The organism is Leclercia sp. GHBNCSD, from assembly GCF_055805075.1.
Window position 1 is genome coordinate 119616 of sequence record NZ_JBQVYO010000002.1, and the last position, 16222, is coordinate 135837.

The following is a 16222-nucleotide window of genomic DNA, read 5'->3' on the forward strand; positions in this document are numbered from 1 at the left end:
CCACCTGCCCCGGCAGCGTTAGTTTGGTGCTTATTGCCGGTTTAAATTTCAGGAAAAACAATGAACACCAAAGCCCGTAAAGTGATGATTATCGGTGCCGGAAATGTCGGTACCTCTGCGGCGTATGCCCTGCTCAATCAAAATATCTGCGAAGAGCTGCTGCTGGTGGATATTAACCACGCCCGCAGTGAAGGCCACGCCTGGGATCTGGCGGATGCTGCCGCCTATATGCCCGGCATGATGAGCATCTCCACCCGCGAGGTGAGCGACTGTGCCGATGTGGATATCGCGGTGATCACCGTCTCCGGCGGCGCCCTGAAGCCAGGACAGACGCGGCTGGATGAATTAACCGCCACGGCCAGCATTGTGAAGAACATTGTCCCGCAGATGATGGCGGGCGGCTTTAACGGCATCTTTCTGATTGCCACCAACCCGTGCGACATCATCACCTGGCAGGTGTGGCAGCTCTCCGGCCTGCCGCGTAATCAGGTAATCGGCACCGGCGTCTGGCTGGATACCACCCGTCTGCGTCGTACCCTGGCGCAGGCGCTGGATATCGGCGCCCAGAGCATCGACGCCTTTATCCTCGGCGAGCATGGCGATACGCAGTTCCCGGTCTGGTCCCATTCGTCGGTATATGGCTCACCCATTGCCGAGGTGTATCAACGCCATACCGGCCAGACGCTGGATTTTGACGAGCTGGCCGAACGCGTGCGCAAACAGGGCTTTGAGATCTACGCCCGCAAGGGCTGCACAGAGTACGGCATCGCCGCCACTATCGCTGAAATCTGCCGCAATATCTTCACCGGCAGCCACCGGGCACTGGCGATCTCCTGCATTCTGGAGGGTGAGTATGGCGTTGATGGGGTAGCGATTGGCGTGCCCGCGGTGCTGGCCCAGAGCGGAGTCCAGCAGATCATTGAATTAAAACTGGCGGAAGAGGAGCAGCAGAAGTTCCGCCATTCGGTAGAGGTGATTAAGGCCAATATCGCCCGCCTGCCCTGAGCCTTAAGGGGCTAAGGTCAGCGTGGCATCCAGCTGGCTTAAGGTCTGCTGTACATTCTCATCCAGACGTTTATCGGTGACGATATCGGTCAGGGAGTTGAGGTGCGCCACATTAAACAGCGACCAGGCGCCATATTTCGTGCTGTCGGCGAGCAGTACGCGGCGTCGGGCGTTGGCAATCAGATCGCGCTTCAGCGCCGCTTTCTCTTCCGTCGGCGAGGTAATGCCGCGCTCCAGATCCCAGCCGTTACAGCTGACAAAGGCGATATCCGGCCAGATATTTTGCAGCAGGCGGCGGCCATGCTCGCCAATGCAGGACTGGCTGGAATCGTCGATGCGCCCGCCAATGATCGTCACCTCAATCTGCTTAAACTCTGACAGAAACAGGGCGATATGCAGATCGCTGGTGATGACGCGCAGCGGCAGATGGGTCAGCTGGCGCGCGAGTTCAATCATGGTGGTGCCCGCATCGAGCACCACCGCGTCACCGGCTTTAACAAAACTGGCGGCGGCGCAGGCGATGGCGTGTTTCTCCGCCAGGCTGCGCTGCATCTTTTCACTGGTGGTGGGCTGGGAGGGGATAAACCGGTTCAGGGTCACGCCACCATGGGTGCGGCTGATGACCCCCTCCTGATCGAGCTTAATCAGATCCCGGCGAATGGTCGCAGGCGAGGCATCCGTTGCCGCCACCAGCTGATCCACTGTCACCAGATTGTGCCCTTTCAGGTAGTCCATTATCTGTTCTAACCGGCTATATCCCTTCATATTATTCCCGTGTGATTTGCATCGCTAACTGGATAGAAACCGTCATGCTCTCAGACTTCGCTTTACCTGTCCACGCAATGTCAAATGCGGTGCCGTGGTCAGCTGAAGTACGGATAAACGGCAGCCCGGCGGTGATGTTCACCCCGTCATAAAAACCGAGTAATTTTAACGGAATATGGCCCTGATCGTGATACATCGCCACCACTATGTCGTACATGCCTTCGTGGCACTGCATAAACACCGTATCCGGCGGACACGGCCCGAACACATTCAGCCCCTTCGCCTTCATCGCCTCAACGGCCGGGCCGACAATCTTGATCTCTTCGTCACCAAACAGACCGTTCTCCCCGGCGTGCGGGTTAACCCCGGCCACCGCAATACGCGGATTGGTGTAGCCCACCCGCTTAAGGAAGGTATCGGCAATGCCAATCACGGTTTTTACCCGATCCTGGTTGAGGGTATCAAGGAATTTGCGCAACGCGATATGGGTGGTGATGTGGATCACCTTCAGCTGATCGGTATAGAGCACCATCGCGTAATCTTTGCTGTCGGTCAGGTGCGCCAGCAGTTCGGTATGGCCCGGATAGTGGTGGCCCGCCAGATGCAGCGCCTCTTTGTTCAGCGGCGCGGTGGCAATGGCTTTCACTTCCCCCGCCATCGCCAGCTCGGTGGCGCGACGCACGCAGCGGTAGGCCAGATCCCCCGCCTGCGCCTGCACGACGCCTGGCTGTAACGCCTCGGGCTCCGCCAGCGGCTCATCCAGCACGTTAACGATCGCCGGGCCAAACTGCGCCTCGCTGACGCGGGTAATCACACGTAACTCTGCCGGGGCGGTAATGCCTTTCTCCAGCACCCGTTGCAGAGTGCGGGCGCACCCCACCACCACGACGGGCGCACCGGAGAGCTCACCCTCGGTCAGGGATTTGATAATAATTTCCGGGCCGATGCCCGCCGGGTCACCCATCGTTACAGCAATGATATTAGTCACTCATCTTCTCCTCGATAAAATGCAAAACCTCAAGCAGCGTGGTTTCAGTACCAAAACCGCCCGCTTTGGTCATAACCGGCCCCTGCCAGCGACAACCCAAAAAACGACCGAACGGCACGCACTGCGCCACCTGTCCGCGAATGGCAAAACCTTGTGCGTTGAGCGCGCTGGCAACCGCCATCGCCACATCGCCTCCGGAGACATAGAGCGCCGCCGGGCGGCGGGTCTCCAGCGCATTACGCGTCAGCGCACCCAGAAAGGCGCTGATGGTCTCCCCCAGCGCCGCGCGGCTTAATCCGCGCTGCTGGCAGAGCGTCTCTATCTGATGCCGCGCCTGGGTGTCGGCGCAGGTATGCACCACGCAGTGCTGGCCTGCCGCAAGCGCCCGGGCGATCTGCTGCTGGTATCCCGCCATCGTCCCGTTAAACACATCATTGATATCAATTAATACCGTGCTGACATTGTGCTGCCCGCGCACGCGCTGGATCTGCTTTTGCGCAATTTCGCTCATCGAACCGATAACCGCCAGCAGCTGGCGCGGCGTGGCAAGACGGCGCGCCAGGGCATCGCACAGCCCGGCAGAGCCCACCAGCAGCGGCTTTTCATCGCAGGCAAACGCCGTGTTGATAATCTGATCCAGCTCCGCGTCGGTCTGCGCATCCACAATCACCAGACGCGCATCGCTCGTGAGCGCCGTGGCAAGTTCCGCCGGCGTGACCACCCTGCTTTTAAGCCGGGTTTGCTCCGCCAGCACCTTCGCTACCTGCGCGTGGCGCACCGGGGTTTTCGGGTCGCTGGCAAACTCGGTCTCCGTCACCGGCACGCCGTTCACCAGGCAGAGGCCCTCTTCGGTGGTGCGCCCGGCGGCCGGAAATGCCGGGGCGATAATCGCCTGGCCCTTACCGCTAAGCCTCAGCAGCGCTTCCACTTCAGCGCCCGGGTTGCCGCGAAGCGTTGAGTCAATTTTCTTAATCAGCCATTTGGCCGCGTGAACGTCGGTCGCATACCGCGTCAGTTTTTCAGCCGCCTCTGATGCCTTCATCGCCCGGCTATCGCTATTAATAACCAGCGCATCGGTGTCGTCGGTAAAAGGCGTCTGAAACGCCACGCTGACTTTTTTGCCGCTTAGCGCCAGGCTCACCCCCGCATCGTTGGCACCGGTAAAGTCGTCAGCGATCACCACGATCTCTCTGTTCAGGTTGTTCACGTTCATCCCCAAAGGTTCGTCGTTCCTGTTAATGATTATATTCAATCATGATTGATTATATGTGAGCAAGATCAAGTTATTAAGTTTGCGAATAAATTATAAATTTAGAGACACGATGACTGTGATTGCCTGTTTTGAGCGAAATCAATCACAGACACAGCAACAGGAGAGCAATGTGTTAACCATTAACAGTACGATAATCAGCGGTGCGGGTGCGATCCCGGCCCTCGCGCCCCTGCTGGCAGGCAAGTCGCGCCTTTTACTGGTCACCGACGGTAATATCGCCCGTCTGGAGGCCGCCCGAGCTATCCGCGCCCTGCTGGAAGCCGATAACCGCAGCGTCAGCGTGATTGAGCGCGTGCCGCCAGAGCCCACGCATCACGACGTTCACGCTCTGCTGGCTGACATCAACGATACCGCTTTTGATCTGGTGGTGGGCGTAGGCGGCGGCAGCGTACTGGATGTAGCGAAACTGCTCTCCGTGCTGTGCCATCCGGCCTCGCCGGGTCTGGATGCGCTGCTGGCGGGTGAAAAACCCAACACGCGCCTTGCATCGCTGCTGATCCCGGCCAGCGCCGGTACCGGCTCCGAAGCTACGCCGAACGCGATCCTCGCCATACCCGAGCAGAGCACCAAAATCGGCATCATCTCCCCGGTACTGCTGCCCGATTACGTGGCGCTGCTGCCGGAACTGACCACCAGCATGCCGCCGCACATCGCCTCCTCGACCGGGATCGACGCCCTGTGCCACCTGATCGAGTGCTTTACCGCCACCGTCGCGAACCCGGTGAGCGATAACGCAGCGCTGATAGGTCTGCGCAAGCTGGTCAATAACATCGAAACCGCCTGCGCCGAGCCGCACAACCTGGCGGCGAAGCTCGAAATGCTGTGGGCATCCTACTACGGCGGCGTGGCCATCGCCCATGCCGGAACCCATCTGGTGCATGCCCTTTCCTATCCGCTGGGCGGGAAATATCACCTGCCGCATGGGGTGGCGAACGCCATCCTGTTAGCGCCCTGCATGCGCGTGGTGCGCCCGGACGCGGTGGAAAAATTTGCCCAGGTGTGGGATCTGGTGCCTGGCGCCGATACCTCCCTGTCGGTGGAAGCGAAATCCCACGCGCTGGTGGAGTGGTTTGCTGCCCTGGTGCGCCGCCTCAACCTCCCGGACAACCTCGAGACGCTGGGCGTCCCGCGGGATGATATCGCTTCGCTGAGCGATGCCGCCCTGAACGTAAAACGCCTGATGAACAATGCCCCGCGTCAGGTCAGCCATGCCGAGGTGCAGGGTATTTACCAGACCCTGTTCCCCGAACGTTAATATCGAAGGAGTGAACAATGCGTAACAAGATTGAAGGCGTGCTGACGGCGATCGTCACCCCCTTTACCGAGGATGGCGCCCTGCATCTGCCGGGGCTGAAACGCCAGATCCAGCGTCAGCTGGCGGCGGGTAATGGCATTTTCTGTGGCGGCACCAACGGGGAGTTTTTCGTGCTGACCGAAGAGGAAAAAGTGGCCGTCACCCGCGCCTGCGTGGAGGAGGTCGCCGGGCGTGCGCCGGTGGTGGCGCATATCGGGGAGATCTCCACCCGCGCCACTATTCGTCTCGGTAAGCAGATCGAATCCCTGGGGGTGGATGCCGTCTCGGTTATCACCCCGTGGTTTGTACCTTTAACCCAGGCGGAACTGATCGCCCACTACACCGCTATCGCCGATGCCCTGACAGTGCCGGTATTTCTCTACAACATTCCGGCGCGCACCGGCAATACCATTGAGCCGCAGACCGCGCGGGTGCTGGCTTCACACCCGAATATCATCGGCATTAAGGATAGCGCAGGCAGCTACGAGAGCCTGAGCGGATTCCTGAAAGCCGTAGCGGATATCGACGATTTCGACGTGCTCAACGGCCCCGACTCGCTCATCCATCAGGGCTATGTTGAAGGTTGTTCGGCCTGTATTTCCGGGCTGGCGAACGTGGCGCCGGAGGCGATCAACGCCATCTGGACGCGTTTCCATGCGGGCGATGTTGAGGGCTCGCGTAGGGCGCAGGATGGCGTGACCGAACTGCGCACGAATCTGTATAAAGTGGCCTTCTCTCCGGCGGCGGTAAAAAAAGCGCTGCAGGTGATGGGCGAAGAGGTGGGTGAAAGCCGCTACGCGGTGGCTTTCGATGCGCAACAGACTGAACAGATCCGCCAGATAGTGACGAAGTCACTGCAGTAACCGGCGTTTGATTTCGTCCATAAGAATACCGGGCACCAGGTGTGCCCAGGTTTCCTACGCCCTGAAGAGAGGCAAAGATGAACAATTTTACCGCTGAAGATACCCTGATCATCGTAGGCATCGTGATTGTCTACATTCTGTTTACCACCTGGCTGACCTTCCGGTTACGCAGTAAAAACACCGGTGATTTTATGGAAGGCTCCCGGGCGATGCCGGCCTTTATCGTCGGGATCCTGCTGATGTCTGAATATATCGGCGCCAAGTCCACCATCGGGACCGCCCAGGCGGCGTTCGAGGATGGTTTTGCCGCCTCCTGGTCAGTGATTGGCGCAGCCATCGGCTTCCCACTGTTCGGCCTGCTGCTGGTGAAGCGCATCTATAACACCGGCAAAATCACCATCTCCGGGGCGATTGCCGAGAAGTACGGCACCAGCACCAAAAACATCATCTCCATCATCATGATCTACGCCCTGCTGCTGGTAAACGTCGGCAACTATGTCTCCGGCGCGGCGGCGATCTCCACCGTGTTGAAGGTCAACCTGCCGGTGGCAGCCTTTATTACCGCGGTTGTCAGTACCTTCTACTTCGCCTTTGGCGGCATGAAGGGGGTGGCGTGGGTGACGCTGCTGCACAGCGCCCTGAAATATTTCGGCATCCTGATCATCATGGGCTTCGCGCTCTCTAAAACCGGCGGCTTTACGCCAATGATTGAGCAGATGCCGAGCTACTACTGGACCTGGGACGGCAACATCGGCGCCAGCACCATCTTTGCCTGGCTGATTGGCACCATCGGCTCCATCTTCTGTACCCAGTTTGTTATCCAGGCGATTTCATCCACTAAAGATGTGAAGTCGGCCAAACGCTCCACCTGGGTCGCCTTCTTCTTCTGCCTGCCGATTGCCCTGGCGATTGCGGTGATTGGCGTGGCGGCGAAGTATCTGCACCCGGAGATCGACAGCCTCTACGCCATGCCGATCTTCCTGCAGGATATGAATCCGTGGCTGGCCGGTCTGGTGACAACGTCACTTGTGGCTTCGATTTTCGTCAGCGTAAGTACCGTGGCGCTGGCTATCGCTTCGCTGGTGGTGAAAGATTTCTATGTACCCTACCGCAACCCGACCCCGGAGCAGGAGTTTAAAGCGACCCGCTGGCTGTCGCTGCTGATTGGCTTCCTGCCGCTGATCTTCGTCCTGCTGGTACCAGAAGTGCTGAAGCTGTCGTTCTTCACCCGCGCCATTCGTCTGTCGATTTCGGTGGTGGCGGTAATCGCCTTCTACGCTCCGTTCTTCAAAAGCACCCGCGGTGCCAACGCCGGCCTGATTGGCGCCTGCGTGATGACCTCGCTGTGGTATCTGCTGGGCGACCCGTTTGGTATTAACAATATGTACATCGCGCTGATCACCCCGGCGGTGATTATGGTTCTCGACCGCATCATCCCGAATAAAGCGGATCGCAAAGCGCATGCCCCTGTTCAACATAATGGAGTTTGATATGTCTGTAACCGTAACCCGTGACGGGATTGTTCGCCCGCAGCCAGAGGATGCCCGCGTGGAAACGGCGATGCTGCCCTCTTCCTGCCCGCAGAACCACGCAGCCAATCTGCTGCCGCTGCCGGATGGCACCCTGATGTGCGTCTGGTTCGGCGGCACCCAGGAAGGGATCGCTGATATTTCGGTGTGGGGGTCGCGCCTGGCCCCCGGCAGCAATCAGTGGAGCGCGGCGGTGAAGCTCTCCGACGACGCCAGCCGCTCAGAGCAGAACCCGGTCCTGTTCCTCGCCCCGGACAACGTGCTGTGGCTGCTGTGGACCGCGCAGATCTCCGGCAACCAGGATACCGCCATCGTGCGCTACCGCAAGTCTGAGGATCTGGGCAAAAGCTGGGGGGAGATCGCCACCCTGCTCGATAAGCCCGGCACCTTTATTCGCCAGCCGATCGTGGTGCTGGATAACGGCAACTGGCTGCTGCCGGTCTTTTACTGCCGCACCCGTCCGGGTGAGAAATGGGTGGGTAATGACGACATCAGCGCGGTGAAAATCTCTGAAGATCAGGGGAAAAGCTGGCGCGATGTCGAGGTGCCGGAGAGCCTGGGCTGCGTGCACATGAACATTACGGCGCTGAAAAACGGCAATCTGGTGGCGCTCTACCGCAGCCGCTGGGCGGATAATATCTACATCAGCCAGTCGCTGGACAACGGCGAAAGCTGGTCGGTGCCGGAGCCGACTGAGCTGCCGAACAACAACTCGTCGATTCAGGTCACCACCCTTGCCAGCGGCGAGCTGGCGCTGGTGTTTAACCACATGAGCGCCGCGGGAGCGCTGGAACGCCGCGCCTCGCTGTATGACGAGATCGACGACGGCGACGGGCGTAAAGAGCCGGAAGTGACCGATGGCCGCGCCGCGTTCTGGGGCGCACCGCGCGCGCCGATGACGGTGGCGATCTCCAACGACGGCGGGAAAAGCTGGCCCTGGCAGCGCAATCTCGATGAAGGCGACGGCTACTGCATGACCAACAACTCGCTGGAGAAGCTCAATCGTGAGTTCTCCTATCCCAGCATCAAGCAGAGCTCCGACGGTACGCTGCATATCGCCTACACATATTTCCGTCAGGCGATCAAATATGTACGCGTATCGCCGGAATGGGTGAAGGAGTCGCAACAATGATTATCGGTCACCTTAACGCCCTGCCGCTGGCAGGGCTGCCCTGCGCTCTCAGTGAGATCCTCCGTCGCCCCGAGTGCACCCTGGCGGCACTTGCTGCCCGGGATGATGGACGCTGGCAGCCGGAAGGCTGCCCGTGGTTCTGCCATATCGGCCCGGCGCAGACCCAGCCGCAGGCGCAGCGCCATACCGAATATCACCATCAGTGGGCCGATATTCAGGTGGTGCTGGACGGCGAAGAGATCATTAACGCCGGCATGCAGTCGCTGGCCCAGGCAAACGACGAGGAGCGCAAGCCGGATCTCTTTATCGCTCCCGGTGCGGTGCATCCGGTGAGTATCACCCTGCGCGCCGGTGATTTTGCGGTGTTTCTGCCCGGGGAACCCCATCAGGCGCTGTGTGCCGTGGATGAACCCATGACCGTGCGTAAGGCGGTGTTTAAAGTGCCGCGCGCGCTGCTGGAGGGGTGATATGCGTTCAGCCATCGTCACGGGAGCCAGCTCCGGCATCGGCGAAACGATCGTAAACCGCCTGCTGGCCGAGGGCTGGCAGGTAACGGGGATCAGTCGTCGCGGTGTGGATAACCCCCATCCGCACTTCACCAGCCTGAGCGTCGATATAAGTGACACTGTCACATTTACTGCCGCGCTCAACGCCCTTCCGGTGCCACAGGCGATTGTTCATGCCGCAGGGATGATGGCTGCCGCCCCGCTCGGTGAGCTGGATCCGGCAGTCAGCGCCCGCCTGTGGGGGCTGCATATTCACGCCGCCGAGATCCTGTTCAACCACTTTGCCCCACGGATGAGCGCCGGTGGGCGGCTGGTGGCTATCGGCAGCCGTACCTCACGCGGCGCCGCGGGCCGGTCGCAGTATGTCGCCACCAAAGCGGCGCTGGTAGGCATGGTGCGCAGCTGGGCGGCAGAGCTGGCGCCGCGGGGGATCACCGCCAACGTGGTCGCGCCGGGGGCAACCCAGACGCCGATGCTGAGCGCGCCAGGTCGGGAAGCATCGCCGCCAAAAGTGCCGCCGATGGGGAGGCTGATCGCCCCGGAAGAGGTAGCGGCAATGGTAAGCTATCTGCTGAGCGCCGAGGCTGCGCCCGTCACCGGGCAGGAGCTGGTGCTGTGCGGGGGGGCGTCGCTGGCGTGATTGGTGCGGCCTGTTTGCCGGGTGGCGGCTACGCCTTACCCGGCCTACGGCGAGTGCGGCATGGAATTTGCCGGGTGGCGGCTACGCCTTACCCGGCCTACGGCGAGTGCGGCATGGAATTTGCCGGGTGGCGACTGCGCCTTACCCGGCCTGCGGGGTTTTGTAGGCCCGTGCAAGCGCAGCGCCGCCGGGCTTATGATGCTAACGCAGGAACACGGTGCCCTTCAGATAGAGCGCCGCCTGGCCACCAATCAATACCCGGTCGCCCTTCAGCTCGCAGCGCAGATCGCCCCCGCGGGCGGAGACCTGGCGAGCCTGCATCGCGGTTTTCCCCAGCTTCTCGCTCCAGTAAGGGATCAACATGCTGTGGGCGGAGCCAGTAACCGGATCTTCCGCCACCCCTTCGCCCGGGCAGAAGAAGCGGCTGACAAAGTCATACTCATCCCCCGGGGCGGTGACGCAGACCATCTTACCCAGCGGCATCATGCCGTCGATATCCGGGGTTAGGGCCTCAACCTGCTGCTGGTTTTCCAGCACTACCATATAATCGCGCCCTGCCCGCACCTCTTTCGCCTCGCGGATACCCAGGGTGCTAAACAGCCGTTCGGGAGGATTTTCCACCGCCTCACAACCCCATGCCGGGAAGTCCAGCGTCAGCCAGTCGCCGCTGCGCTTAACCCGCAGTTCGCCGACAAAGCGGGTTGAGAAGACGATCTCCGTGTGCGGGTAGTCGAGATACTCAAAAATCACGTGGGCGCTGGCAAGCGTGGCGTGACCGCACAGGTTAATTTCATGCAGCGTGGTAAACCAGCGCAGCTCAAAACCGCTATCGGTGCGCACGAAAAAAGCGGTCTCCGACTGGTTATGCTGCTGTGCCATCTTTAACAGAACCTCATCCGGCAGCCACGCCTCCAGAGGGCAAACGGCTGCAGGATTCCCACCAAATGCGCGGTCGCTAAACGCATCGACCAGATAGAATTGTATTTCTTTCATTGGGTTACCCCTTGTTATTAGCGTAAAAACAGATGACCTTTCATGTAGAGCGATGCCTTCCCGCTCATAAGCACCCGGTCGCCCTTCAGTTCACAACGCACATCGCCGCCCCTGGCAGAGACCTGGCGGGCAAACAGCGAGGTTTTGTTCAGCTTTTCACTCCAGTAGGGGATCAGCATGGTATGCGCCGAGCCGGTGACCGGATCTTCCCACAATGCCACGCCCGGCGAGAAAAAGCGGCTGACAAAATCGTATTCGCCCTCGCCCCGGGCGGTAATCGACACTTTGTGCTCACCGGGAGTCATGGCCTGAATATCAGGCGTAACCGCCTCAACCTGCTGACGGTTTTCCAGCACCAGCACCCAGGCACGTCCCTTACGGGCCTCGACGTAGCGGTCAATCCCCAGCGCGTGGAGCATCTCTGGCGGTGGAGTCTGGGCCTCCGTCGGACAGGCCGGGAAATCGAGGGTTAACCAGTCGCCGTCGCGGCTGACGGTGAGCCTGCCGGAGGCGGTATCAAAATGGACCCGGGCATCGGGATAGTCCATCTCGTTAAACAACACCCAGGCGGTGGCAAGCGTCGCGTGACCGCAGAGGTTAACCTCGCCGTGGGTGGTAAACCAGCGCAGTTCGATGCCACCTTTATGGCGCACGAAAAAGGCGGTCTCCGACTGGTTATGCTCCTGCGTCATCTTCAGCAGCGTCTCGTCCGGTAACCACTCCGCAAGCGGGCACACTGCCGCCGGATTACCGCCAAATGCGCTATCGCTAAACGCATCAACGAGATAAAACTCAATTTCCTGCATCGCTCTACCTACTGTTAACTTAATGTTGCATCCTATATTCATGGAAATTAACCGATTCCACCAGCGATTACTTTGCCACCATAGTGAGATCTGCATCACAAAATGATTGTATTTCCACCAATGTTGGTTTTAAGATCAAAACACCTCATATACGTAACCAATCCCTGACATTCCTATGACAACCAACACAGTTTCCCGCCGGGTCGCATGGCTACGGGTGGTGACGCTCGCCGTCGCCGCGTTTATCTTTAACACCACTGAGTTCGTTCCGGTCGGGTTGCTCTCGGACATCGCCAGCAGCTTCGGCATGGAGACGGCGCAGGTGGGGATCATGCTCACCATCTACGCCTGGGTGGTGGCGCTGATGTCGCTCCCCTTTATGCTGCTCACCAGCCAGATTGAGCGCCGTGCGTTGCTGATCGGCCTGTTTGTGCTGTTTATCGCCAGCCATGTGCTGTCGTTCCTGGCGTGGAACTTCACGGTGCTGGTGATTAGCCGGATCGGGATTGCCTTTGCCCACGCCATTTTCTGGTCGATTACCGCCTCGCTGGCCATCCGCCTGGCCCCGGCCGGGAAGCGCGCCCAGGCGCTGAGCCTGCTGGCGACCGGCACCGCGCTGGCAATGGTGCTCGGGCTCCCGCTGGGCCGCATCGTCGGGCAATATTTTGGCTGGCGTACCACCTTTTTCATTATCGGCCTCGGGGCGCTGTTCACTCTGCTGTGTCTGATCAAACTGTTGCCGAAACTGCCGAGCGAGCACTCCGGCTCCCTGAAAAGCCTGCCGCTGCTGGTGCGTCGCCCTGCGCTGATGAGCCTCTATCTGCTGACGGTCGTGGTGGTGACGGCCCACTATACCGCCTACAGCTATATCGAGCCGTTTGTGCAGTCGGTTGCCGGATTCAGCGCCCGCTTTGCCACGGTACTGCTGTTGCTGTTGGGTGGCGCGGGCATTATTGGCAGTCTGCTGTTCGGTAAGCTCGGCAATCGTCACGCCTCTACGCTTGTCAGCAGCGCCATTGGCCTGCTGCTGGCGTGTCTGCTGCTTCTGCTTCCCGCCTCCGGGAGTGAAATGCATCTGGCGCTGCTGAGCCTGGTCTGGGGCGTGGCGATCATGATTATTGGTCTTGGGATGCAGGTTAAAGTGCTGGCGCTGGCACCCGATGCCACCGATGTAGCGATGGCGCTCTTTTCCGGCATTTTCAATCTGGGGATTGGCGCAGGTGCGCTGGTGGGGAATCAGATAAGCCTGCATCTGTCGATGGCATCAATTGGCTATCTGGGGGCGATACCGGCGCTGGCGGCGTTAATCTGGTCGGTACTGATTTTCCGCAAATGGCCCGTCACGCTGGAAGAGCAGCCCCATCACGGCTAGCGAGGCGACCGGGTGGCGGAATGCCACCCGGTTCAATGATTAGGGGTAGGTCTGGATAATTTCCAGCACGCCGTTAATGATAAACTGCACGCCCATGCAGACCAGCAGGAAGCCCATCAGACGGGAGATCGCTTCGATACCGTCTTTACCCACCCAGCGCATAATGGCGCCGGAGCTGCGCAGACAGCCCCACAGGATTACGCCGATAAGGGCGAAGATCAGCGGCGGCGCAAGCATAATTACCCACTCCGGGAAGGCGCTGCCACTGCGCACCGTTGAGGCGGAGCTGATGATCATCGCAATGGTCCCCGGCCCTGCGGTGCTTGGCATCGCCAGCGGTACAAAGGCGATATTCGGCACCTCTTTACCCGACCTCTCCTCAAGCGCGTCCTGCGCGTCGGTGGTATCCGTCGCTTTTTGCGCCGGGAACAGCATTCGAAATCCGATAAAAGCAACGATCAGCCCACCCGCGATACGCAGGCCGGGAATAGAGATCCCGAAAGTGTTCATCACCAGTTGCCCGGCGTAGTACGCCACCATCATGATCGCGAAGACATACACGGACGCCATGAGCGACTGGTGATTACGTTGCTCACGGTTCATATCCCCCGCCAGACCCAGGAACAGCGCAACGGTAGTTAACGGGTTAGCCAGCGGCAGCAGTACCACCAGCCCAAGCCCAATTGCTTTAATTAAATCAACCATTTTACTGAGTTGTCCTTATCCAAATATAACCGGGCAAGTATAAGGTTAAACAGCCTGTTTCAGCTACGCACACATCGTAAGTAATATTTTCGTTACGAAATCAATTTATTCTGGTGATAGATAGAAGGGCAAAACGGGCAAAAACGTGAGCTGAATCACTTTAGCAAATCGTGTCATAAGCAAATGCATTCAGTTGACTTATAGTTGCCTGAGCAATAATATCTGCCGTGATTAAACTACTTGCCAGGGCAACCATTGTGAAAAGCACCAGTGACCTCTTCAACGAAATCATTCCGCTGGGTCGCCTTATCTATATGGTTAACCAGAAGAAAGATCGCCTGCTCAATGACTATCTGTCGCCGCTGGATATCACCGCAACGCAGTTTAAAGTGCTCTGCTCTGTGCGCTGCGAAGTGTGTATTACCCCGGTTGAGCTGAAGAAAATCTTATCTGTGGACCTCGGCGCGCTGACACGAATGATCGATCGGCTGGTCTGCAAAGGGTGGATTGAACGCCGCCCGAATCCGAATGACAAACGCGGCGTGCTGTTGCAACTGACCAGCAACGGCGCGGACATGTGTGAACAATGTCATCAATTAGTAGGACAAGAGCTACACCAGGAACTAACAAAAAACTTAACGGCAGACGAAGTGGCAACTCTTGAGCATTTGCTTAAGAAAATCCTGCCGTAAACAGAAAGAGGTATGACGATGTCCAGACGCAATACTGACGCCATCACTATTCATAGCATTTTGGACTGGATCGAAGATAACCTGGAGTCACCGCTCTCGCTTGAAAAAGTGTCTGAGCGCTCAGGTTACTCAAAATGGCACCTGCAACGGATGTTTAAAAAAGAGACCGGCCACTCATTAGGCCAGTACATCCGCAGCCGCAAATTAACGGAAATCGCACAGAAGCTGAAGGAAAGTAACGAGCCGATCCTCTATCTGGCTGAGCGTTACGGGTTTGAATCGCAACAGACCCTGACCCGCACGTTCAAGAACTACTTCGATGTGCCGCCGCATAAATACCGTATTACCAATATGCATGGGGAATCCCGGTATCTGCTTCCGATCAATCACTGTAACTGCTAATCGCCTGTATTAAGAGCCTGGTGGGTTAGGCTCTAAGACGTATCGAGGAAATCATGAAACTATTCGCTTCCGCCGCCTTTACCGCTTTGGTGCTGGTCTCAGGCCAGAGTTTTGCGGAGCAAACGCCATCCGTGCCGCAGCCACACAGCCGTGACACGATGATTCTGCCGACCGCTAACGGTCAGTCGCCCCACGATTTTAACCATATGGGCGCAGGCAGCGACAAATCAGACGAATTAGGGGTGCCGTACTACAATCAGCACAATTAATTCGTTTTGCCCCGCCCCGCGCGGGGCTTTTTTTAGCTTCTCACCCGCGCCGTCCGGCGCACACGAAAACCAAAGACATTAATATAGAGCCCTGCCATCACCAGAACCGCCCCTGCAAGCTGCAATGCGCCGAGCTTTTCATCCAACAGCAGCGCCGCGCTGGCGATCCCCACCACCGGCACTAACAGCGACAGCGGCGCCACCCGCCAGGTTTCGTAGCGTCCGAGCAGCGAGCCCCAGATGCCATAGCCGATAATGGTGGCGACAAAGGCCAGGTAGAAAAGCGACAAAATGGTGGTGACATCGAGAGTGACCAGGCTGTTAAGCATGACCGTCGGGCCATCCATCAGCCAGGAGGCCAGCATAAAGGGGACAATCGGGATGAGCGCGCTCCACACCACCAGCGACATCACCGCCGGACGCGTCTCCAGCTGCATGATCTTTTTGTTGAAAATGTTTCCGCAGGCCCAGCTGAACGCTGCCGCCAGGGTCAGTAAAAAGCCCAGCAGCGCGACGTGCTGCCCGTTGAGGCTGGCTTCGGCAAGCACCAGCACCCCGACCACCGCCAGGACAATACCTGCCAGCTGCTTGCCCTGCAGCCGCTCGCCAAACGCCAGCGCCCCCAGGATAATGGTGAAGAACGCCTGAGCCTGTAACACCAGGGAAGCCAGCCCGGCGGGCATGCCGAAGTTGATGGCGCAAAACAGAAAGGCAAACTGACCAAAGCTGATGGTCAGACCGTAGCCCAGCAACAGACGAAACGGGATTTTCGGGCGCGCGATAAAAAAGAGCGCCGGGAAGGCTACCAGCAGAAAGCGTAAACCGGCCAGCATCAGCGGGGGCATATTGTGCAGCCCGACTTTGATCACTACAAAATTCAGTCCCCAGACCACCACGACCAGCAACGCCAGCAGCCCATCTTTGCGCGTCATACCCTGCCCCTGTTTATTAAATTTTTGTAAACACTTATCAAAGTAACGAAAAAAAC

General features: G+C 58.7%; 18 protein-coding genes. 11 read left to right on the forward strand and 7 right to left on the reverse strand.

Annotated elements, in window-relative coordinates; genetic code table 11:
* Positions 1-60: 60 nt before the first annotated feature.
* Positions 61-1005, forward strand: a complete 945-nt coding sequence (locus ACT3IC_RS20805) for an L-lactate dehydrogenase (protein ID WP_103179570.1) — start codon at positions 61-63, stop codon at positions 1003-1005.
* A 3-nt stretch (positions 1006-1008) separates the two neighbouring features.
* Here ACT3IC_RS20805 and ACT3IC_RS20810 read toward each other — a convergent pair whose 3' ends face one another.
* From ACT3IC_RS20810 to dtnK, 3 genes are read right to left on the reverse strand one after another with little or no spacing between them, the layout of a single operon-like run.
* Complete coding sequence (locus ACT3IC_RS20810) at positions 1009-1770, reverse strand: DeoR/GlpR family DNA-binding transcription regulator (RefSeq protein WP_103179569.1); 762 nt, start codon at positions 1768-1770, stop codon at positions 1009-1011.
* Position 1771: 1 nt separating this feature from the next.
* Positions 1772-2758: a D-threonate 4-phosphate dehydrogenase gene (locus tag ACT3IC_RS20815; RefSeq protein ID WP_103179568.1), complete on the reverse strand. Its 987-nt coding sequence runs from the start codon at positions 2756-2758 to the stop codon at positions 1772-1774.
* Complete coding sequence (gene dtnK, locus ACT3IC_RS20820; protein ID WP_103179567.1) at positions 2751-3971, reverse strand: D-threonate kinase; 1221 nt, start codon at positions 3969-3971, stop codon at positions 2751-2753. The genes ACT3IC_RS20815 and dtnK overlap by 8 nt, the downstream gene beginning before the upstream one ends.
* Positions 3972-4140: 169 nt before the next feature.
* Between dtnK and ACT3IC_RS20825 the strand changes: the two genes are divergently transcribed.
* The 6 genes from ACT3IC_RS20825 (at position 4141) to ACT3IC_RS20850 (ending at position 9995) form a co-directional block, all read left to right on the forward strand.
* Positions 4141-5286, forward strand: coding sequence for an iron-containing alcohol dehydrogenase (locus ACT3IC_RS20825; RefSeq protein ID WP_103179566.1), 1146 nt, complete (start codon positions 4141-4143; stop codon positions 5284-5286).
* 17 nt (positions 5287-5303) lie between these two features.
* Complete coding sequence (locus ACT3IC_RS20830) at positions 5304-6188, forward strand: dihydrodipicolinate synthase family protein (protein ID WP_156654460.1); 885 nt, start codon at positions 5304-5306, stop codon at positions 6186-6188.
* Positions 6189-6265: 77 nt separating this feature from the next.
* Positions 6266-7678, forward strand: coding sequence for a sodium:solute symporter family protein (locus ACT3IC_RS20835; RefSeq protein ID WP_103179564.1), 1413 nt, complete (start codon positions 6266-6268; stop codon positions 7676-7678).
* A gap of 1 nt (position 7679) precedes the next feature.
* On the forward strand, positions 7680-8849 hold the full coding sequence (locus tag ACT3IC_RS20840) for a sialidase family protein (protein WP_103179563.1): 1170 nt from the start codon (positions 7680-7682) through the stop codon (positions 8847-8849).
* Positions 8846-9316, forward strand: coding sequence for a NanQ anomerase/TabA/YiaL family protein (locus ACT3IC_RS20845; protein WP_103179562.1), 471 nt, complete (start codon positions 8846-8848; stop codon positions 9314-9316). The genes ACT3IC_RS20840 and ACT3IC_RS20845 overlap by 4 nt, the downstream gene beginning before the upstream one ends.
* Position 9317: 1 nt before the next feature.
* Positions 9318-9995, forward strand: a complete 678-nt coding sequence (locus ACT3IC_RS20850; protein ID WP_103179561.1) for an SDR family NAD(P)-dependent oxidoreductase — start codon at positions 9318-9320, stop codon at positions 9993-9995.
* 201 nt (positions 9996-10196) lie between these two features.
* On the opposite strand, the gene ACT3IC_RS20855 is transcribed toward ACT3IC_RS20850, so the two are convergent.
* On the reverse strand, positions 10197-10988 hold the full coding sequence (locus tag ACT3IC_RS20855) for a PhzF family phenazine biosynthesis protein (protein WP_156654458.1): 792 nt from the start codon (positions 10986-10988) through the stop codon (positions 10197-10199).
* Positions 10989-11005: 17 nt separating this feature from the next.
* Positions 11006-11794, reverse strand: coding sequence for a PhzF family phenazine biosynthesis protein (locus ACT3IC_RS20860; protein ID WP_156654457.1), 789 nt, complete (start codon positions 11792-11794; stop codon positions 11006-11008).
* Between the two features lie 175 nt (positions 11795-11969).
* On the opposite strand from ACT3IC_RS20860, the gene ACT3IC_RS20865 reads away from it, so the two are divergent.
* Entirely contained in the window at positions 11970-13166 is a 1197-nt protein-coding gene (locus ACT3IC_RS20865) for a sugar transporter (protein ID WP_159338942.1), read from the forward strand.
* Between the two features lie 39 nt (positions 13167-13205).
* Here ACT3IC_RS20865 and ACT3IC_RS20870 read toward each other — a convergent pair whose 3' ends face one another.
* Complete coding sequence (locus tag ACT3IC_RS20870) at positions 13206-13871, reverse strand: MarC family NAAT transporter (protein ID WP_103179557.1); 666 nt, start codon at positions 13869-13871, stop codon at positions 13206-13208.
* Positions 13872-14128: 257 nt separating this feature from the next.
* Here ACT3IC_RS20870 and marR point away from each other — a divergent pair, with 257 nt between their 5' ends.
* Genes marR through marB form a run of 3 tightly spaced genes read left to right on the forward strand, consistent with a single transcriptional unit; the run spans position 14129 to position 15234 of the window.
* Positions 14129-14563, forward strand: coding sequence for a multiple antibiotic resistance transcriptional regulator MarR (marR, locus tag ACT3IC_RS20875; protein ID WP_103179556.1), 435 nt, complete (start codon positions 14129-14131; stop codon positions 14561-14563).
* Between the two features lie 18 nt (positions 14564-14581).
* Entirely contained in the window at positions 14582-14965 is a 384-nt protein-coding gene (gene marA / locus ACT3IC_RS20880) for an MDR efflux pump AcrAB transcriptional activator MarA (RefSeq protein ID WP_139156372.1), read from the forward strand.
* Positions 14966-15018: 53 nt separating this feature from the next.
* Positions 15019-15234 (forward strand): multiple antibiotic resistance protein MarB, encoded by a 216-nt coding sequence (gene marB / locus ACT3IC_RS20885; protein WP_103179554.1) that lies wholly within the window; start codon positions 15019-15021, stop codon positions 15232-15234.
* A 32-nt stretch (positions 15235-15266) separates the two neighbouring features.
* On the opposite strand, the gene eamA is transcribed toward marB, so the two are convergent.
* Positions 15267-16166 (reverse strand): O-acetylserine/cysteine exporter, encoded by a 900-nt coding sequence (eamA, locus tag ACT3IC_RS20890; protein ID WP_156654455.1) that lies wholly within the window; start codon positions 16164-16166, stop codon positions 15267-15269.
* Between the last annotated feature and the right edge of the window lie 56 nt (positions 16167-16222).

Excerpts from the sequence above, each read along its gene's own strand:
- ACT3IC_RS20805 (WP_103179570.1), top strand. The coding sequence starts at position 61 with ATGAACACCAAAGCCCGTAAAGTGATGATTATCGGTGCCGGAAATGTC.
- ACT3IC_RS20810 (WP_103179569.1), bottom strand. The coding sequence starts at position 1,770 with ATGAAGGGATATAGCCGGTTAGAACAGATAATGGACTACCTGAAAGGG.
- dtnK (WP_103179567.1), bottom strand. The coding sequence starts at position 3,971 with ATGAACGTGAACAACCTGAACAGAGAGATCGTGGTGATCGCTGACGAC.
- ACT3IC_RS20830 (WP_156654460.1), top strand. The coding sequence starts at position 5,304 with ATGCGTAACAAGATTGAAGGCGTGCTGACGGCGATCGTCACCCCCTTT.
- ACT3IC_RS20835 (WP_103179564.1), top strand. The coding sequence starts at position 6,266 with ATGAACAATTTTACCGCTGAAGATACCCTGATCATCGTAGGCATCGTG.
- ACT3IC_RS20840 (WP_103179563.1), top strand. The coding sequence starts at position 7,680 with ATGTCTGTAACCGTAACCCGTGACGGGATTGTTCGCCCGCAGCCAGAG.
- ACT3IC_RS20845 (WP_103179562.1), top strand. The coding sequence starts at position 8,846 with ATGATTATCGGTCACCTTAACGCCCTGCCGCTGGCAGGGCTGCCCTGC.
- ACT3IC_RS20850 (WP_103179561.1), top strand. The coding sequence starts at position 9,318 with ATGCGTTCAGCCATCGTCACGGGAGCCAGCTCCGGCATCGGCGAAACG.
- ACT3IC_RS20855 (WP_156654458.1), bottom strand. The coding sequence starts at position 10,988 with ATGAAAGAAATACAATTCTATCTGGTCGATGCGTTTAGCGACCGCGCA.
- ACT3IC_RS20860 (WP_156654457.1), bottom strand. The coding sequence starts at position 11,794 with ATGCAGGAAATTGAGTTTTATCTCGTTGATGCGTTTAGCGATAGCGCA.
- ACT3IC_RS20865 (WP_159338942.1), top strand. The coding sequence starts at position 11,970 with ATGACAACCAACACAGTTTCCCGCCGGGTCGCATGGCTACGGGTGGTG.
- ACT3IC_RS20870 (WP_103179557.1), bottom strand. The coding sequence starts at position 13,871 with ATGGTTGATTTAATTAAAGCAATTGGGCTTGGGCTGGTGGTACTGCTG.
- marA (WP_139156372.1), top strand. The coding sequence starts at position 14,582 with ATGTCCAGACGCAATACTGACGCCATCACTATTCATAGCATTTTGGAC.
- marB (WP_103179554.1), top strand. The coding sequence starts at position 15,019 with ATGAAACTATTCGCTTCCGCCGCCTTTACCGCTTTGGTGCTGGTCTCA.
- eamA (WP_156654455.1), bottom strand. The coding sequence starts at position 16,166 with ATGACGCGCAAAGATGGGCTGCTGGCGTTGCTGGTCGTGGTGGTCTGG.